Annotated in this window: 11 protein-coding genes and 1 pseudogene; 4 read left to right on the top strand and 8 right to left on the bottom strand. The window is 72.5% G+C overall.

Annotated features, from left to right (window positions below; all coding sequences use genetic code 11):
* From IE241_RS09265 to IE241_RS09295, 7 genes and pseudogenes are all read right to left on the bottom strand, one after another.
* Positions 1-924, bottom strand: a pseudogene (locus tag IE241_RS09265) (NAD-dependent epimerase/dehydratase family protein); the annotation flags it as partial.
* Positions 925-998: 74 nt separating this feature from the next.
* Complete coding sequence (locus IE241_RS09270) at positions 999-2,048, bottom strand: terpene synthase family protein (RefSeq protein WP_190021191.1); 1,050 nt, start codon at positions 2,046-2,048, stop codon at positions 999-1,001.
* Positions 2,049-2,092: 44 nt separating this feature from the next.
* Positions 2,093-2,836 (bottom strand): polyprenyl diphosphate synthase, encoded by a 744-nt coding sequence (gene uppS, locus IE241_RS09275; RefSeq protein ID WP_190021192.1) that lies wholly within the window; start codon positions 2,834-2,836, stop codon positions 2,093-2,095.
* Positions 2,837-3,179: 343 nt separating this feature from the next.
* Entirely contained in the window at positions 3,180-3,596 is a 417-nt protein-coding gene (locus IE241_RS09280; protein ID WP_190021193.1) for an SHOCT domain-containing protein, read from the bottom strand.
* Positions 3,589-4,965, bottom strand: coding sequence for a hypothetical protein (locus IE241_RS09285; protein ID WP_229899016.1), 1,377 nt, complete (start codon positions 4,963-4,965; stop codon positions 3,589-3,591). Before IE241_RS09285 ends, IE241_RS09280 begins: the two co-directional genes overlap by 8 nt.
* A gap of 124 nt (positions 4,966-5,089) precedes the next feature.
* Positions 5,090-5,287 carry a DUF8691 family protein gene (locus tag IE241_RS09290; RefSeq protein WP_190021194.1) on the bottom strand — a complete coding sequence of 66 codons (198 nt, stop codon included), beginning with the start codon at positions 5,285-5,287 and terminating at the stop codon, positions 5,090-5,092.
* A gap of 143 nt (positions 5,288-5,430) precedes the next feature.
* Entirely contained in the window at positions 5,431-8,145 is a 2,715-nt protein-coding gene (locus tag IE241_RS09295; RefSeq protein ID WP_190021195.1) for a winged helix-turn-helix domain-containing protein, read from the bottom strand.
* 324 nt (positions 8,146-8,469) lie between these two features.
* Between IE241_RS09295 and IE241_RS09300 the strand changes: the two genes are divergently transcribed.
* Positions 8,470-10,113 (top strand): MFS transporter, encoded by a 1,644-nt coding sequence (locus IE241_RS09300; RefSeq protein ID WP_190021196.1) that lies wholly within the window; start codon positions 8,470-8,472, stop codon positions 10,111-10,113.
* Entirely contained in the window at positions 10,110-10,649 is a 540-nt protein-coding gene (locus IE241_RS09305; protein WP_190021197.1) for a potassium channel family protein, read from the top strand. The genes IE241_RS09300 and IE241_RS09305 overlap by 4 nt, the downstream gene beginning before the upstream one ends.
* Here the strand turns inward: IE241_RS09305 and IE241_RS09310 are convergent.
* Positions 10,617-11,966 carry a diacylglycerol/lipid kinase family protein gene (locus tag IE241_RS09310; protein ID WP_190021198.1) on the bottom strand — a complete coding sequence of 450 codons (1,350 nt, stop codon included), beginning with the start codon at positions 11,964-11,966 and terminating at the stop codon, positions 10,617-10,619. The two genes, IE241_RS09305 and IE241_RS09310, sit on opposite strands and share 33 nt — an antisense overlap.
* Before the next feature lie 242 nt (positions 11,967-12,208).
* Here IE241_RS09310 and IE241_RS09315 point away from each other — a divergent pair, with 242 nt between their 5' ends.
* Together IE241_RS09315 and IE241_RS09320 are read left to right on the top strand one after the other, a co-directional pair.
* Positions 12,209-13,234, top strand: a complete 1,026-nt coding sequence (locus IE241_RS09315) for a hypothetical protein (RefSeq protein ID WP_190021199.1) — start codon at positions 12,209-12,211, stop codon at positions 13,232-13,234.
* Positions 13,231-14,631, top strand: a complete 1,401-nt coding sequence (locus IE241_RS09320) for a DUF2252 domain-containing protein (protein WP_190021200.1) — start codon at positions 13,231-13,233, stop codon at positions 14,629-14,631. The genes IE241_RS09315 and IE241_RS09320 overlap by 4 nt, the downstream gene beginning before the upstream one ends.
* Positions 14,632-14,645: the final 14 nt, after the last annotated feature.

The raw sequence follows: 14,645 nt of genomic DNA on the forward strand, positions 1-14,645 counted from the left end.
CCGCCCGCGCCACCAGTCCACCGTCGCCCCGACCTGCTCGTCGACCGGGGTCGCCCGTACCGCGAATTCGGTCTCGTAAGCGCTTGAATCCACCACGAACGGACGGTCGAACTGGTAGCGGATCTCCTTCAGTTCGCGAATCAGCGGGGAGAACAACGCCACGACACCCAGCAGGGCCGGGGAGAGCCTGCGTACGGCGACCGGACCCGAACCCGCCCGGGCGGCAAGGCGGTCGGTCATCTCCCGTATGGACAGCGCGGGTTCCGTCGGGACGTGCCAGGCCCGCCCCCAGGCCCGCTCCTCGCCCGCGACCTCGGCCAGGGCCCTGGCCACGTCGGGCAGATAGCTCCAGCTGTGCGGGGCGTCCGGATCCCCGAGCGCGGAAACCGGCTTGCCGCGCAGCAGGCGTGGCATGAGCCGCGCGGCCAGGTGCCCGCCGTCGGTCACGCCGGGCCCGAAGAAGTCCGAGGCCCGCACTTCGACCGCCTTGATACGACCTTGCTCGTGCAGGTTCTGCGCCTGCTCCCAGACTGCGGCGCGTACCCGTCCCTTCGGGCCGGTCGCGGTGAGCGGCAGCTTCTCGGCCATGGGCCCGTCGACCGGTCCGTAACCGTAGAGGTTGCCCAGCATGACCAGGACGGCTCCGGTGGCCTCGGCCGCCGCGCAGAGCGACTTCGCCAGCGGCGGCCAGTCGCTCGCCCAGCGGTGGTACGGCGGTGCGGCACAGCTGAAGATCGCGGCAGCGCCCTGTGCCGCCTCGGTCAGACGCTTGCCGTCCGTCGCGTCCAGCGCGACGTGCTCGATGCCGGGCTCCGGGCTCCGCCCCGACCTGGTGACAACCCGTACCGCATGACCCTGTTCGGCCAGCAGCCGAGCAGTGGCCGCCCCGGCGGCCCCGAAACCCACAACGACGTAAAGACTCACGCACGCACACTAGCGCGAGTGCGTATGCGTGGGCCGGGCCCGGAGCCGGCCCGGCCACGGCGCCCCTGCCGGGGTCAGGGCTCGATCCGGAGCCGGTCGCCGAGGAAGGTGGCCCGGCCGCTGGTGGTGTGTCCGTCCCACACGTGACCCCGCCCCCCGTAACGGGGAGAGAAATAGTGGTAAGGGACGTTACCGGCGATGAACTCGCCGATGCCGTCCAGATAGGCGTCCAGGTCCGGGTGGCGCCCCGGGGTCTCCTTGACGGCGTCGGCGAGGTGGTGGAGGCGTCGTTCGTGGTCGGCGATCAGTTCGCACAGGGCGTCGGTGGCTTCCTGGAGGCTCAGCCCTTGGTGGAAGTGCAGGATGCCCAGGGCGTTGAAGGGCCATTGCCCTTCGCGGCATTCACGGCCGAAGGAGAAGAGGTCGTTGACCAGTGCCGAGTGGAGCACCGCAAGCTCGCGTGCCTGCTGCATGTCCGGGCTGTCCAGCAGGTCGTCGGGGAGGTCCAGGCCCAGCACGTGGTCGATCATCGCGGTGAAGGGCCGGGCCCCGATGGCGTAGCCGCGTACGGGCAGGTACTCCTCGACGGTCAGCCGGCGGCCGGTGCGATGGATCTCGGCGGCCATGGCTTCGCCGGCGAAATAGTCGCGCACACCCGCACACACCCGCGCACGCTGCCGCGGACGCATCGGGGCCGTGAGTGCCTGCCAGGCCCGGCCCGTCATGACGGCCTGCGGATCGTCGGCCGGTGCTGCTTCGCCTGCCACGATGCGCAGGACGGCGGCGGACATCGCGGCGGACCGGTCGGGTCGCAGACCGCGCTGCATGTCGGTCATGAGGTTGTCGCACACGGATACACAGACCGTGAGGTCAGCGGCGTGACGCACCCGGTCCGTGCGGCCGCGCGGGTATACCCGGCACGGCCAGTGCTCGTGTCGCATGGAGACGAAGACGTCGATCCAGTCCGCTTCGAGGCCCATCAGCTTCAGGTGCTGCCTGGTCCAGGTGTCCGAGGCGATGCGGATGGCCTCGTGATCGGGATGGAGCCCGGCTTTCAGGCTGACCAGCAGTTCGGGGACACGCACGGTGTGACCTAAGGGGTCCGTGCGAGGTGTGACGGTCATGGCGCCCTCCTCCTGCGATGACGGAACCTCTGGGGGGTCCGGACTCAACGGCCGTAACGGCGGTGCCGTGCCGCGTAGGAGTCCAGTGCCGTGCGGAAGTCGGCCCGGGTGAAAGCGGGCCAGGGGACGTCGCAGAAGTGGAACTCGGAGCACGCCGTCTGCCACAGCAGGAATCCCGAGAGCCGGTGCTCTCCCGAGGTCCGGATGATGAGGTCGGGGTCTGCCTGGTGGCGGGTGTAGAGGTGCTCCGCGATCAGGACCTGCCAGATGTTCGCCGGGTCGCCGTCGTCGTCGGGGAGAGCGATGCCGGCACACAGTATCTGCCGCACCGCGTGGGCGATTTCACGGCGGCCGTCGTAGCCGACGGCGATGTTCACGGTCATGCCCGGTGCTCCGCGGCCGATGTCGTGGGCCCGCTCCATGCTCGCGCGCAGGTGGCCGGGCAGCACCTCGAGGTCGCCTATCGGGTTGACCGCCCATCGCCTGCGGGCGGCGAGGTTCTCGATGGTCTCGCCGATCAGCGGCAGCAGGCCGGCCAGTTCCCGCTCGGACCGCTGCAGATTGTCGATGGACAACACCCACAGGGTGAGGGTCTCCAGCCCCGCCTCGTCGCCCCACTCGCACACTTCGCCCAGCCGTAAGGCGCCTTCCCGGTGCCCTTCGACGGCTTCGAGCCCCCGGGCACGTGCCCAGCGGCGGTTGCCGTCCATGATGATGCCGACGTGCTGCGGTGTCAGCCGGGCCCTCGTGGGGACGGCGCCGACGGAGGAAGTACTGGTTCCTGTCACGACCTGGTTCCTCGCTCTCAGAGCCTGGGCCTTCACCTCACTCCTGTCGGCCCGGGACAGCAATCACCCTCACGGGGGGCGTGCGGGCCAACCGGCGCAAAAACGCGTGCCTCTTGGAGATTCCTCGTGAGGCGTGCCCTCGTGAACCGCTTCTCGCACGCCCGCGGCAATGGTGGACGGGTACGGCGAAGTAAGGCACCTGGGTGCCTCACTTCAGCGTCAGGAGGGCGCGTGCGCGGTCTTCGGCACTGCGTGCCGGTCTCCGGGCGCCTCCCGTTCACTTCCCCGTGTCCCTCCCGTCCGCTTCCCCATGCCGGGGTTTTCCGGCGGAGCTCCCGGTGCGTCAGTGCAGGATCTTCTCCTTCGCCCGGCGGAATTCCTCGTCGGTGATGTCGCCTCTGGCGCGGATCTCCGAGAGTTTCATGAGCTCGTCCGCCTGGCTTCTGCGGTCCGTTCCTCCGGCCGCTTCACGGATGTACTGGTCGAACGCCTCCTGCTGCGCCTGGAGGTGGCGCCGCTCCCGGGTGCCCATGCTCCGGCCCCGGGCGAGGATGTAGACGAACACGCCCAGGAAGGGCAGCACGATGGTGAGGATGAGCCAGCCTGTCTTGGCCCATCCGCTCAGTGTGTCGTCGCGGAAGATGTCGGCGATCACACGGAACAGCAGGATGAACCACGAAACCCACAGGACTATCCAGAGGACGGTCCAGAAGGCGCCCAGAAGTGGGTAGTCGTAGGCCAGATAGACGTTTTCATTCATGATCTGGGTCCTTTTCCGGTGCAGTGTCGTGTGCGGTTCCGTGGGGTGCGGTGCCCTGTGCCGCGGGGACGTGCGTCGCGGAGGCGGCGCCGAGGATCGCGAGGGCGGCCAGGACGAGGACGGTGATGCCGAGGACCAGGGCCACGACCGCCGCGGTGGGGTAGTTCCAGAGGAGCAGGGCCACTGCCGCCGCCGCGATGACGATGCCCGTGGTCCAGCGCCGGTGCGTCTCCAGCCAGTGGCCCGTGGCGCCGGTGCGCAGACCGGAGCGGGCCATGGCCCGGCCGGTGGCGCCGGTGCCCCGGGAGGTCGTCGAGCGGATGAACCGGGCGCCGCGTCCGGGGCCGTAGAGGTATCCGGCCAGTGCCGTGATGACCGCGATGACGAGGACCGTGCGGGTGCTGTTGCGCAGGAAGCGGACGAAGGTGTCGTAGGCCGCGGCCGCCGCGGCCGGGGGCAGCGCCGTGGGCGGGACGGAGTCCAGGTAGATGTGTCGTGCGACGGCGAGCCCCACGAGGAGCAGCAGCATCATCACGCCGACGCCGGTGGCCGCGGCCATGAGCGTCACCCTGTGCGCGGGCGCCGACCACACGGCGAGTGCGGCCAGGACGATGACCGCGACGGGCAGCCATGTGCCGACGACGTCGAGCAGGCGCATGGCGGCCTGGGCGTCGTCGAGCTTGTCGGTGCGGAAGAGAGTGATCTGCTTGTCGACGTCGGGGATCTTCGCGGCCTTCTCGTAGCCTTCGTCGACCAGCTTCTGCCGGACCTTGTCCACGACCGTGCCCAGGTCCAGGACGACGGCATCGCCTTTGGCCTGCACGGCGCTGTTGCCCTCGCCGGTGAGCGTCTTGACGACGGCTGCGTGGGCCCGCCGGTTCGCTTCGTCCCACAGCTGCGCGAACTGGTCGCTCGTGACGACCTTGTCGACCACCTTGTGGACGACCGTGGTGAGGCCCTCCTTCAGGGGGCCTGCGAGGAGGTGCGACTTGTCCACGATCGCCGGTGGGGCGTCGGTCTTGGCGAGCGCCCCGGAGAGCGCGTCCGTGATGCCCTTGACGTCGACGTTGTCGACCACGCGGGTGGTCAGCCGGTCCGTGACGGCGTTCTGTACGGAGGGATCTTTGGCCAATGGTGCGACGGTCTGGACGTAGCGGTCGGTGTCCGAGACCTGGCTGTCGGCCCAGGCCGCCACGACCGCCAGCGGCGAGAGCACGAAGGCGAGAACCAGCAGGACGGATGTCGTCGCGTAACGCAGCCGCCGGTGGTGCAGGGCCTCGCGTTCGCGCAGACGCCGGTAGTGGTCGCGTTCGCCCGGGGTGAGGGGGCGGTCGTCGGACGGGGGACCCGGAGCTCGGGGCGCGTTCATGCCTGCTCCCTCCTGGCCGGCGGGGTGCCGGGCGCGGCGGCGGTCTCAGTCGCAGCCTCGCCGGAGCCCGGTCCCCGTCGCATCACCCGTAGCGGGCGAGCCGGGCCCGGGTGGCGTGCACTCGTCATTCCGGCAGGCGCCGCATCTCCTCGACCCGCAGTCCGAGGTCCTGGAAGCGGGCGAGGATCCCGTACAGATGGGCCTCGTCCGTGACCGTGCCGAAGAACCGCGTCTGCCGTGGGAGCGGTTCTGCCACCAGGTCCGGGAACGTTTCGGCCAGGAGAAGGGAGACGCTGCCGGTCACGCGGAATTCGTAGCGCATGGTCGTGCCGCTTCCACCGCCGGAGAACAGAACGTCTGGAGAACAGAGCGTCTGGAGAACTGGGCTTCTTCGGTCACAGGCTGCGCCGGCCGGGTGCCCGGGCCACCACCCGGAACGGGTGGGAACGGCCGGGCCGGGCGGCGTCAGAGGATGTGCAGTTCCCTCCCCCGTTCCACGGCGTCACGGCGCCGGGAGACGCACAGCTTGCGGTAGACGCTGCGCAGATGGGTCTTCACGGTGTTGACGGAGAGGGTGAGCTCGTCGGCGATCTCGTCGGTGGACATCATCTTCTGCACGCACAGGAGCACATCGCGTTCGCGGTTGCTGAGGGGCTGTACGGGTCCCGGGAGATCCCTGCCCCCGTGCGCGGTGAGCCAGGTGTCCCGGGCCTGTGCGGCAGCGGTGCCGCCGGCCCCCTCCAGCAGGTGGCGCAGCCAGGGGCCGGCTTCGGCGAAGGGCCGGCGCAGCCGCTCGGGCCGGGCGGTGTCCAGCGCCCTGCCGAGCAGGCACTGAGCGGTCGCCCGGTCGCCTGCCAGGAGCGCGGCATGGGCCCGCAGCAGCTGGATCCCCACCCGGTCCGGCAGGCCCAGGTGCGGGGAGTCCTCGGCGCGGTCCAGCAGCCGCACGGCCCTGGCGGCGCGACCGGCGGCGAAGTGGGCGCGGGCGAGGGCGACGAGGGGCGCCGGTCCGCCGGCGGGGGTGCCGTGCAGCGCGGCGACGGCTGCCCGGTGCTCCCCTCGCGCCAGTGCCACGGCCGAGCGCGCGAGAGCGATCCGCTGGGTGGGCCACGGCTCGTCGCTCCCGCCCGGGCGGCAAAGAGCGGTGAGGGCCTCCTCGCGGCGTCCGCCGACCAGCTCCAGGCGGGACCGGAGCACGGCCGCCTCGGTGGCCAGGACCGGGTCCTCGTCCACGTCACGGCATGCGAGGGCCTGTTCCAGCCGGCGGTGGGCGACTCCCGGGTCGTCCCGTTCGAAGGCCGCTTCGGCCCATGCGAGGTATGCGGCCCCGGAACGGTGGTCCGCCGTGATGCCGTGCTGGTCGGCGATCACCAGCGAGCGCAGCGCATGGTCTTCCGCCGCGGTCAGGTCGCCCTCGGCACTCTCGGCCAGGGCCAGCAGGCCGAGGGACATGTGCCGTACGGGGAGCGTCGCCTCGGTCGCGCGGACACCGGCGGCCTCGCCGCAGAGGCGGCGGGCCTCGGCGAGCCGGCCGGATCCCAGAAGGGCCCTGGCGAGCCCGTGGAGCCGTAGCGCCTCGATCTCGGGGTGCGCCCGGATGCACTCGGGCGGTATCCGCTGCATCAAGTCCGAGACGGCGCGTGCCGTTTCCTGGGCCGGCCGCCCTTCCGTCTGCGGTTCGCACAGCAGGCGCAGCAGCGCGTGGGTGAGCGCGGCCTCCGGGTCCGGTGCCGCACCGTTCTCACCGTGCCCGCCGTCCTCACCGCCCCCGCCCTTCCCGCCGTTCCCGCGCAGGTGCCGCTCGGCCACGGCGAGGCGCTCGCGGCAGCCGGCGCGGTCGTGGCGGGCCAGCCGGCACGCGGCTGCCACCAGGGCCGCATCGGCTCCCGGCACGGAGGCCGGCATACGGGAGAAGGCCCGTTCGACGCGTTCGGCCTGCGGAGCGGCGAGCACGGCCCCGACCAGCAGCCGGTGGACGGCCTCGGAGGCGCCGTACTGCCAGTCACCCGCCTCCGCGGCGTGCTCCAGCGCCTCGGTGACGCGGCCCGCCCCGGCCAGCCACCGGGCGGCCCGGGCATGGAGCCGCGGTACGAGGCCGGGGTGCCGGATCCGCAGCCGGGTGCGGAGCACCTCGGCGAACAGCGGGTGGATCCGGCACCAGGCCGTGCCGGGGACGGGCTCGACGAAGGCGTTCTCGCGCGTGAGCCTCGCAAGCACCGCCTCGGCGTCCCTGCGCCCGGTCAGGGCGTTCACCAGGTCCGGGTGGAGCCGGTCCAGGACACTGGAGCGCAGCAACAGCTCCTGCACGGCGGTGGGCCGGGCGTCGAGCACTTCGGCGAGGAGGTAGTCGGAGACCGCCTGTTCGGAGGCCGTGAACGAGCGGGTGAAGCCGGCCGGATCGCCGGTGCGCCGCATGGCCAGGGCACACAGCCGCAGGCCGGCGGCCCATCCTTCGGTGCGCTGTGTGAGGGCGCGGACGGCGTCGTCCCCCGGCGTGAGGTCGTGCCTGCGCAGCAGCACGGCCGCCTCGTGCGGGGTGAAGGCCAGGTCGGCGCCGCGGATCTCCGTCATCCGGTCCCCGGCCCGGTAGCGGTGGAGCGGCAGCAAGGGGTCCACCCGGCTGGTCACGACCAGCCGCAGCAGGGGCCCGCAGTGGTCGAGGAGGAATTCCAGACCGGCCGGCACCCGGCGGCCCGCCACCTTCTCGAAGCCGTCGAGCACCAGGACCACGGGGCCGGGCAGGCGTTCCGTCGCAGCGGCCAGCCGGGTCAGCAGGGAGGTGCCGACGCCGCCGGGGCAGGCGGGCACGGTGACCCCGCCGGGCAGCCGGGTGAGGGCACGCCGCAGGGCTTCCACGACGTAGCTCCAGAAGACGCCCGGCGCGGCGTCGTGCGCGTCGAGCGTCAGCCACGCCACGGCTCCGGGTGGTGCGCCGTCCCGCGTCCAGGCGGCGGCGAGGGTGGTCTTCCCCGCGCCGGCCGGGCCGGTGATCAGGGTCAGCGGACCGTTGGCTCCGTCGCCGAGCCTGCCGAGCAGCCGGCGCCGGGGCACGTGGGCCCGGGGAGCAGCGGGTACCGAGAATTTCGCGTCGAGCAGGGGATCGCCCGACCACGGGAGCGTCGCCCCGGGCCCGCCGTCGGAGAGCGGGGGTTCGGAGAGCGGGGGTTCGGTCGGGGGCATCCGATCACCGCCGTGCCATGGGGAAGTGCCGCTCCGGCTGCACGGACCCGCACCGTGCGTCCGGCCCGCACCGTGCGTCCGGGCCACGTCAGCAGGCCGTTCGCCTCCATCTTCACCCCCTGCGGCCGGTGATCGCACACGGGCCGGGCGGCCGCGTACGGACGGATCCGTGACCGGCCGGCCCCGGGCCGGCGGGCGACACGCGCTCGCCCAAAACACCCGGCGGTCGCCATGCGGTTCTAGGGTGCGATTGGTGCGATTGGTGCGATCAAGCGGCCGCTCGCCCGTCACCGGGGCACACCGCAAGGCGAAGAGGGTGCAGGCGTGAATCGATGGCGGGCTCTGATCGTGCTCGGGACGGCCCAGTTCCTGATGGTGCTGGACACGTCGGTGATGAACGTGTCGATCAGCACGCTGGTCGAGGACTTTCACACCGAGGTCACGGCCATCCAGGCCGTCATCACCCTCTACACCCTGGTCATGGCCGCCTTCATGATCACGGGCGGGAAGCTCGGCGACGCGTTCGGACGCCGCAGGGCCTTCACCATCGGGCTGATCGTCTACGGAGCCGGGTCCGCCGTCACCTCGCTGGCGCCGTCGCTGTGGGTCCTGGCACTCGGCTGGTCGGTGGTCGAGGGGCTCGGAGCCACCCTCGTCCTCCCGGCGCTCGCGGCGCTCGTCGCCGGCGCGTACCGCGGCCGGGAGCGGTCGGTCGCCTACGGCGTCATCGGAGGGCTGGCCGGTGCCGGCATCGCCGTGGGGCCGCTGCTCGGCGGATGGGTGACCACGTACCTCACCTGGCGGCTGGTGTTCGCCGGCGAGGTCGTGCTCGTCATCGCCATGCTGTGTGTCATCCGGTGGATCCCGGACATCAAGCCGGAGCCGAGGACCAGGCTGGACGCGGGAGGCGTCGTGCTGTCCGCGGCCGGGCTCGCCGGCGTCGTCCTGGGCGTCCTGCAGAGCAGCTCCTGGGGATGGCTGAAGCCCCGGAACCCGCCGTTCACCGTCTTCGGCTTCTCCCCGACCGTGTTCGTCATCGCCGCGGGGGCCGTCGTGCTGTGGCTCTTCTGCTGCTGGGAACGGCGGCAGCAGGCGCGGGAGAGGGAACCTCTGGTGCGTCTGTCGCTGTTCGCGGTACCGACGTTGCGGTCCGGCCTGACCATGCTGCTCTGTCAGAACCTCGTCCTGCTGGGCCTGTTCTTCGTCATCCCTTTGTATCTCCAGGTCGTTCAGGGTTTCGACGCCTTCCAGACCGGGCTCCGTCTGCTGCCCGTGTCGGTGACCATGCTGCTGTCCGCCATGGCGGGCCCGTTGCTCGGCCGGTTCGCGGCGCCCAGGACCGTGGTGCGCTGCGGCCTGCTGGTGCTCGTGGTGGCGCAGGTGTGGCTGCTGGCCACGATCGAGCCCCGGATCGACAACCTCTCCTTCGGTCTGGCGATGGCCGTCCTCGGCCTGGGCATGGGTCTTCTCGCCTCCCAGCTGGGCAATGTCGTGCAGTCCGGCGTCGGCGAGGCCGAACGCAGCGAGGCGGGCGGCCTGCAGTACACCGCGCAGAACCTCGGTTCGTCCCTGGGCACCGCACTCATCGGCTCCCTGCTGATCGGCGCCCTGGTCCATGCCTTCACCACCCAGATCGACGACAACCCGAAGATCTCGGACGCGGCGCGCAAGCAGGCCGGCATCACCATGGAGGCCGGGGTCAGCTTCGTGAGCACGGACCAGGTGCGCGGCGCCGCCGAGCGCGCCTCGCTCCCGGCGTCCGAGACCGACGCGATCGTCGACTCCTATGCCGCGGCGCAGCTCGACGCTCTCAAGGCCGCCGTCCTGGCCGCCGCGGCCATCACCCTCGGCGCCTACCCGTTCACCCGCCGCCTGCCGGCCGAGCGGCTGGCCAAGGAGGCGGCAAAGACCGGAGAGACGGGTAAAACGGGCAAGACGACCGGCAAGACCGGGGAGACCGGCCGGTGAGCGTGGTCCTGCGTCCCGTCGCGACCGCGACCGGTCTCGTCCTCGCCTACTACCTCCTCCCCCTGGACAAGAAGTTCCAGGGAGCCGGCGCCGTCGGCCTCGTCCTCGGCCTGGCCGTCGTGGCGGCCCTCTTCACCTGGCAGATCCGTTCGATCCTGCGCTCCTCCCGGCCCCGCCTGCGAGCCGTCCAGGCGCTGGCCACCACCGTGCCGTTGTTCCTGCTGCTCTTCGCGGCCGCCTACTTCCTCATGGAGCAGACGGGGCCGGGCAGTTTCGGCGAGCCTCTCAGCCGGACCGACGCCCTGTACTTCACGCTCACGGTCTTCAGCACCGTCGGCTTCGGCGACATCACTCCCCACACGGAACCGGCACGGATCATGACCATGGTGCAGATGGTGGGCGACATCCTGCTTATCGGCGTCGCCGCCCACGTCGTCGTCGGCGCGGTCCAGTCCGCCCTCGCGCGCAGCCAGGCGGACGGACCACCACCTGCAGCGGGACAGTCACCGGGCTCCGGGAGCGCCGGCCGCGGGTAGCGCACGGCCTGCCGGGAACGCGAGCTCCCACAGGCGCCGCCAGTCCAGCCGCGGCCGCGCCGGCGGGACACCCGGACGGTGCCGGGGAACCCGTACCCGCAGCACGCCGGGCTCCGAGACGCAGCGCACCGGGGTGGGGAGCGTCAGCGCCTCACCGTCGACGCCGACCCGCACTTCCGGCCGGTCGGCATCGACGACGAGCTCGGCAGCGGTGAGGGTGACCAGGCCGGGAGCGCGCCGGCCGCGGAGCAGATCGGCCGCCTGAACCGCAGTGTCGACTTTGACGCTCACCAGCCCCAGCACTCCCCCGTCGAGCCGGTCGCGCCGGCCCAGGCCCGCGCGGTCACCCACGCGGTACGGGTTGTTGGCGACCAGTACGGCCTGCGGGCCGTCGACGGTGACGTCCCCCGCCACGGCCCTCAGCCGTGGGCCCTGCTGGTGGGTCAGCACGCCGGGCAGCAGCCGCAGGAGGGTGCCGGCCTTGTCGTCGCGGTACGCCGGGCTCTGTACGACCTCCGCATACGCGCCGAAGGACGCGTTGTTGACGAAGACGCGCCCGCCGACGCGCCCCAGGTCCACCCGGAGCTCGACCCCGTCGGTGAGCGCTTCCAGGCTCCGCGACGGGTCGTCCCGGTCGAGCCCGAGGTCCAGGGCGAAGTGATTGCGCGTTCCGGCCGGGATCACCACGAACGGCACGCCGTGCGCCGCCGCAACGTCCGCCACCAGCGCCTGTGTCCCGTCGCCGCCCGCCACGCCGAGCAGGTCCGCGCCCCGGACGAGGGCGTCGCGGGCGAGTCCGGCGACGTCCGCGAAATCGCCGGGGCCGAGCAGCACCACCTCCGCGCCGAGCGCCTCGGCCCTCTCCTTGAGCCGGAAGCGCCCCACCTTCCCGCCGCCCGAGCGGGGATTCATCAGGAGGCAGGCGTGCCCGGGCGGCGGGACCGGACGGCCGGGAGCCGTGCCCGGGACCGCGTCCGCCCTCAGCGCGGCCCAGCCCGCGGCGGCGGCCAGCGCCCACAGCGCCAGGCAGGCCAGGACGAGCCAGAGCAGCCTCGCCGCGATGTACGACGCGAGGACGGCCGGCGGTGCCACCCCCGCCAGCACGAGGGCGAAGCCTCGCACCACGCCCCGGTGTGTCAGCGCCCACCACCCGGCTGCCGCCGTGACGGCCAGGCCCGCCAGCCCCACGGCCACCAGTGCCATGCTCTTGAGCCCCGCCACGGACAGCAGCAGGGCCGCGGCGCCGACGGCCGCCACGACTGCCAGGCGCGCACTCCAGCACTGCCTCACTCCTGCGTGTCCGGCGACGTGCCCCATCGGACCTCCTCGGGCCGGCGGCTCGCCCCTTCGCCCAGGGTCGCCGCGCGGAGGGGCAGTCACCGTCACCCGGAACGGGTGAGGCGGGCCCGGCACGCCGGGCACACAGTGGGGCTGCCACCGGTGCCGGCCGGACCTGTGGCAAGGGAGGCCGCTGCGCGGCCCCGGGCACGTACCGCTGCGGCACGTACCGCGGCGCGGCGCAGTGCCGCCCGAGCGGCAGCCGAGGAAGGCAGACCCGGATGAACGGCGGCGGACGCACGACGAGCAGCAAGCCGTCCGGCGAGCCCTCGCCGGCCCGTCGCGACGAGTCGGCGACGGTGCAGGCCCAGGCGCTGCTGCCGATGATCTGGGCCGATCCGCGGCACATGCCCGAGCAGCTGGCCTTCTTCGCGGTACGGCGGTTCGGCCCGCGCGCCGCCGCCTCCGTGGCCCGCCGGAAGGAGCGCAAGCCATCGGCCGGGGACGACGAGCTCCGCCAGGACGCCATCGCCCACGGAACGCGCATGACGATCGCCGACGGCGCCGTGCTGGGCGGCCCGTTCGTGATCTTCATGCCCGTGAGCTTCGTGGCGGCCCTGCTCTCCCAGGCGCGGATGGTGCTCGAACTCGCCGTCCTCGCCGGGCACGACCCCCGGAGCGAGCACCGGGTGGAGGACCTGCTGGTCCTCCAGGACGTGTACCCGTCGACCGAGGCGGCCGCCGGGGCCCTGGAGGGGGTGAAGCGCCATCCGCCGGGAGGCCGGGGCCGTATCCCCCGGCGGACACGATGGTCCCTGATCGTCCGGATGGCGGCGATCCTCGGCATCGTGGGCGGAGGCGAGAAGCGCAGCAGACTTCAGCAGGCGGTGTCGACGGCCCCGATCGTGGCCCTGTTCCTCGTGGGCATGGTGCTGCCGCTGATATGGGTGCCCGCTCTCGCGGTCATCTACCGCAAGAACACCTTGCGGCTCGCGGCGAAGGCCGTGCAGTACTACACCCCGGGCGCTGCGGGAGAGCTGCTCAGACACCGCAGACGGCTCCCGCACGTGCCCAGGGCAGCCGGCCTCGCCACCGTGCTGCGGGTGTTCGCTCTCGCCGTGGTGCCGTTCGCGGCTGCCGCCACGGCCGTCGTGGCGGGGGTCCGGCTGGCCGGCGGGTTCTGGGGGACCGCGCTGCTCGTCCTCGTCGGGGTCTCCCTTCTCGCAGCGGGCATCTGGTTCGTACGTCGCCGCTCACGCCGCGGTGACGAGGAAAGCCGCAGTGACGAGGGAAGGAGACGGCCGTGAACGCCCAGGAACCCCGTGCGACACCGGCCGAACGCGCGGCACGCGGCAAGGCGGCGCGCGGCCGGGTGCGCCGTTCGGCCCACGCCGCGTTCGAGCCCCGGGCCGACCGGGCCGACCCCGTGGAGATCCTCCAGCGGCAAAGCGCCGACCGCGAGCCGGAACTCGTGCCGATCCGCTACGGGAGAATGCTGGAATCGCCGTTCTCCTTCTACCGCGGCGCCGCGGCGGTCATGGCCGCGGACCTGGGCACCCAGCCCCGCACCGGGATCGAGGCGCAGCTGTGCGGGGACGCCCATCTGCTGAACTTCGGGCTCTTCGCCTCGCCCGAGCGCCACCTGGTCTTCGACCTCAACGACTTCGACGAGACCCTGCCCGGGCCGTGGGAGTGGGACGTCAAGAGGCTTGCTGCCGGCATGGCGGTCGTGGGACGGGAGAACGGCTTCCCGGCCGGGCGGCGCGAAGCCGTCGTCCGCGGCACCGTGCGGTCTTACCGGGAGGCGATGCGCGGCTTCGCGGGGATGCGCAACCTGGACGTGTGGTACGCGCATTCCGACGCCGAGCGCCTGCGCACACTGTTCGCCGACCGGCTCGACAAGCAGGGGCGCCGGCGGATGTCCCGGGCGCTGGAGACGGCGCGCGCCCGCGACCACCTGCAGGCCTTCGAGAAGCTCACCGCGGTCGTCGACGGCGCCCGGCGCATCGCCCCCGACCCTCCCCTGGTCGTCCCGCTGGGCGACCTGCTCGCCGACGCCCCGCGCGCCGAACTCGAAGAACGCCTCCGCCTGCTCGTCGAGAACTACGGCCACAGCCTGGCCCCCGACCGGCGGCACCTGCTGAGCCAGTTCCGGATGGCCGACGCCGCCCGCAAGGTCGTGGGAGTGGGCAGCGTCGGAACCCGCTGCTGGATCGTGCTGATGCTCGGCAGGGACGACGACGATCCGCTGCTCCTGCAGGCCAAGGAGGCCGGCCCGTCGGTGCTGGCGCCCTACGTGAGTGCGAGCCCGTACCGCAACGAGGGGCAGCGCGTCGTCTGCGGGCAGCGCTTGATGCAGGCCGTCAGTGACATCTTCCTCGGCTGGGAGCGCGCCACGGGCCTCGACGGCCGCCGACGCGACTTCTTCGTCCGCCAGTTGCGCGACTGGAAGGGAAGCGCCCGGCCCGAGACGATGTCACCCGGCCGACTGCTGGTCTACGGCGAGCTGTGCGGTGTCACCCTGGCCCGCGCCCACGCCCGTTCCGGCGACCGGATCGCGATCGCCGCGTACCTGGGTGGCGGCGACGTCTTCGACCGGGCCATGGCGGAGTTCGCCGAGACCTACGCCGACCGCAACGCGCTGGACTTCGAGGCGCTTGCGGACGCCGTAGGCCGCGGCCGCGTCACGGCCCGGCGGGCCTGAGGGATCCGCGCCGC

It is taken from the genome of Streptomyces hiroshimensis, from assembly GCF_014650335.1.
GTDB classification, from domain to species: Bacteria; Actinomycetota; Actinomycetes; order Streptomycetales; family Streptomycetaceae; genus Streptomyces; species Streptomyces hiroshimensis.